This window comes from Microcoleus sp. OTE_8_concoct_300, assembly GCF_031383065.1.
Classification (GTDB): Bacteria; Cyanobacteriota; Cyanobacteriia; order Cyanobacteriales; family Microcoleaceae; genus Microcoleus.
Genome location: NZ_JANMZH010000910.1, coordinates 1 through 2450 on the forward strand (window position 1 = coordinate 1; position 2450 = coordinate 2450).

At 48.9% G+C, this 2450-nt stretch carries 3 protein-coding genes; all 3 read right to left on the reverse strand.

The window, feature by feature from the left end; genetic code table 11:
- On the reverse strand, nucleotides 1-929 hold a 929-nt coding region (gene thrB / locus ACUVJL_RS39105), incomplete at its 3' end, for a homoserine kinase (RefSeq protein WP_445250732.1).
- A gap of 90 nt (nucleotides 930-1019) precedes the next feature.
- On the reverse strand, nucleotides 1020-1514 hold the full coding sequence (locus ACUVJL_RS39110) for a tetratricopeptide repeat protein (RefSeq protein ID WP_445250733.1): 495 nt from the start codon (nucleotides 1512-1514) through the stop codon (nucleotides 1020-1022).
- Nucleotides 1515-1517: 3 nt separating this feature from the next.
- Nucleotides 1518-2084 (reverse strand): Uma2 family endonuclease, encoded by a 567-nt coding sequence (locus tag ACUVJL_RS39115; protein ID WP_445250734.1) that lies wholly within the window; start codon nucleotides 2082-2084, stop codon nucleotides 1518-1520.
- Nucleotides 2085-2450: the final 366 nt, after the last annotated feature.

Genomic DNA, 2450 nt, shown 5'->3' on the forward strand with positions numbered 1-2450 from the left:
ATCGCCCTTACATCAGCCTTCACCTCAAATTCCCCCCAAGCAGCCGCCATCGCTTTCTCAACCGCTGAGGCAGATGTCACATCAGTTAAAGCTAAAAGTGTTGGCCCGGCACCGCTAATTACCATTCCATAGGCCCCTGCATTCAGGGCGGCTTGTTGCACCGCTTCATATCCCCGAATCAGAGATTGCCGGTAAGGTTGGTGAATTTTGTCCTGGAGGGCGCAGCGCAGCCAATCTCGATCACCCGCAGCCAAAGCCCGCACCAGCAAACCGAGGTGTGCGGCATTAAAAATCGCGTCAGCCCGACTGTAATCTGCTGGCAAAACTTTGCGGGCTTCGGCTGTAGAAAGTTCAAAATCGGGAATCGCTACCACCGGCACAATATCAGGATGCCACGGAATATCGCAAATTTCCCAAGAACCCCCCCCCTGCCCCCCCAAGCTTTGGGGGGGTTGGGGGGGTGCATTGCTAGCAGCGAGGCGACATCCTCCGAGTAAAGCGGGGACAACGTTGTCGGGATGTCCTTCAAGTTCGATCGCCAATTGCATCACTTCCACCTGACTCAAAGGCTTTCCGGCTAATTCATTTGCACCGACTAACCCACCGATAATAGCTGTGGCGGAACTTCCTAAACCTCTAGCCAGCGGCACTTGCATATCTATATGTATGGCTACGGGCGGCGGGGATTGGTTCAGGTATCCGTATAACTTTATAAATGCTTGATAAGCGAGATTGCTGTCATCTGTCTTGACTTTGGCGGCTTCTTGGCCTGTAACTGTAATTTTTAGTTTCTCGGTTGCTGAGGGTTCGAGTCGGGAAAATTGGAAGCGGTTGTAGAGGCTTAAAGCGGCGCCGATGCAGTCGAAGCCGGGGCCTAAATTGGCGGTTGTAGCGGGTACAGTAACGGTGACGGTGGAAGTTTCGGGCATTTTTTGAATGGTGGATTTGGAATGTTTAACCGCAGATGGACGCGGAGGAACGCCGATCGAAGCATATTATACTATGTTTTCAAAAGCCATTTATTCTTGCAGCATTTGAAGATGCTTGATGGCATCTTGATAATCGTTGGTATTGCCGTCTTTTTCATAGAGTTCGGCTGCTTTATGATAATCGGCGATCGCCCCCGGTTTGTCTTCTAAGAACTCGCGGACTCTGGCGCGGTTGTAGTAAGCGTCGCCGTAGTTGGGGTTAATTTCAATGGCGCGATCGAAATCTGCTTTTGCTGCTGGATAATCTTTGAGGTTGCGGGCGCGAATTATGCCCAGTTTGTTGTGGGCTTGGGCGTAGTTGGGGTTGAGGCGGATGGCTTCGGTGTAATCGGCGATCGCACCTTCAATGTCCCCTGCTTCTGACTTAGCTAAACCGCTGTTAAATAAGTCTTCTGCCGGATTTTGAACAATAGTTGTTTGAGCTATTAATATTGCTGAGGATTGAGCAGAGACAGCAGGGGATATATTACCAAAGATAGTAAAGATTCCTAGAGTAGCAATTAAATTGTAAAATAATGATTTCATAATCTAGGCAAAAATCTGAGCTACAGAACAACTAAAACCGGGCAACAAAGGCGAAGTTAGTTCATCATTGCTCAACAGCGTAGCAATGAGCCTTAAACTTGCTTGTTCCCTGCGATAAACTTCTATTTGCTGCAATTGCCAATTCACAACCCAGTATTCCTGCACTCCTCGTACCGAATAGAGTCGGAGTTTCAAATCTCGATCGCGTCTATGATTGTCTGCACCGGGTGACAATACTTCAACAATTAACTCGGGTGCGGCGGTTAAATGGCCGGCTTCGTCTAGCAAGATAGCCAAGCGTTCATTGCTCGCCCAAACTACATCAGGAATAACATTGTCACCCTCAGTGAAAATAAGACCCGGATTGATGGCGGCTCGTCCCAAACCAGTCGAGCGCGACCAAGTTTTTAACTCTAAGTAGAGGTTACCACAAGCTTCTTGATGCCCCCAATGCGGTGCTCTAGTCATAAATAGCTCCCCATCAATAATTTCATAGCGATCGCCGTTATCGGGCAATAGTTCTAAATCGGCGGTAGTCCAGCGTACTTTATCAGATATTGTCTGGTTCATCGGAAAATTGGGTTTGAAACCCCGTCCTTTTAGGACGGCTTTACATTAATTTGAATCCCCTTCCGGGGTGGAGGGGTATGGTTGCCCCTCCGTTGGGATATGGTTGTCCCGTTCTCATGAAGGAGTAGAAGAGACGACCTGCCAGGTCGTCTGTACTTCGCCAATGTTTAGTGAGCTTGTTAGGCTGAAAGCACTATCTCAGTGACCTTAAGATTGTTTAACTCTCAGCGACAGAGCAGGGGACTAGCTACGCATCCGCCCGGTGTCGTGACTCAAAAAACGTAGTCCGCGAAGGACTTAGGCCCGTCAGGATGGCTTTCTAGATTTCTCTTTCAAGCCTTATGCCTTTAGGCTAAGGTTCCTGAC

Coding starts and splice junctions, on each gene's coding strand:
- ACUVJL_RS39110 (WP_445250733.1), bottom strand. CDS start 1,514: ATGAAATCATTATTTTACAATTTAATTGCTACTCTAGGAATCTTTACT.
- ACUVJL_RS39115 (WP_445250734.1), bottom strand. CDS start 2,084: ATGAACCAGACAATATCTGATAAAGTACGCTGGACTACCGCCGATTTA.